This is a genomic window from Cyanobium sp. NIVA-CYA 375 (assembly GCF_056108345.1).
This window is the reverse complement of the sequence record NZ_JBSYHW010000362.1, coordinates 1-636: the sequence shown is the minus strand read 5'-3', so window position 1 is coordinate 636 and position 636 is coordinate 1. Positions and strand designations below refer to the sequence as shown.

The 636-nt window shown below is 64.6% G+C and carries 1 protein-coding gene and 1 pseudogene; both read left to right on the top strand.

Annotated features, from left to right (window positions below):
• A partial coding sequence (locus tag AC01FP_RS18600) for a glycoside hydrolase family 25 protein (RefSeq protein WP_474482367.1) occupies window positions 1-510 on the top strand: 510 nt, incomplete at its 5' end.
• Between the two features lie 19 nt (window positions 511-529).
• Window positions 530-636: pseudogene (locus tag AC01FP_RS18595) on the top strand (hypothetical protein); the annotation flags it as partial.

The following is a 636-nucleotide window of genomic DNA, read 5'->3' as shown; positions in this document are numbered from 1 at the left end:
CTCGGGGCAAGTTTCGCCTATCTCGAAGCCAGCGACGGGGCCAGGCGGCAGGACTCCCGGTTCGCCCGCAACCTTGCTGCCGCGCGCGAAGCTGGCCTGCAGGTCGGGGCCGTGCATCATTTCGACCCTTGCACCATGGCGGATCGACAGTCTGCCAACTTCGTCACTATCGTTCCGCGCGGCACAGGGCTGCTGCCACCGGCAATTGAACTGGACCGCACAGCGGACCAATGTGCAGAACCGGTTTCCGATGCGATGGTGGCGAGCGAACTGATGACGCTGATCAACCAGATCGAGATGCATGCAGGAAAGCCGGTCATTCTCATGATCGACCGGCAGTTCGAGGCCCGCCATCCGGTTACCGCCCGGATCGAACGCAACCTGTGGGTTGTCGGCACATGGCGCGAGCCGACGTATGCCGGGCGCCCGTGGCTGTTGTGGACCGCGAACGAAGCGCTGATGAGCGAGGTCAGTGAAGAACCGATCGGTTGGGTTGTCGCCCGCCCGTGACACCAGCTAGGACAAGGCCATGACTGACCAAGAGCTGATCGCCGCGGCGCATGCCGCAGCCGCACACTCCTACTCGCCCTATTCCCGCTTCCCGGTCGGAGCGGCGCTCCGCTTCGCCGATGGCCG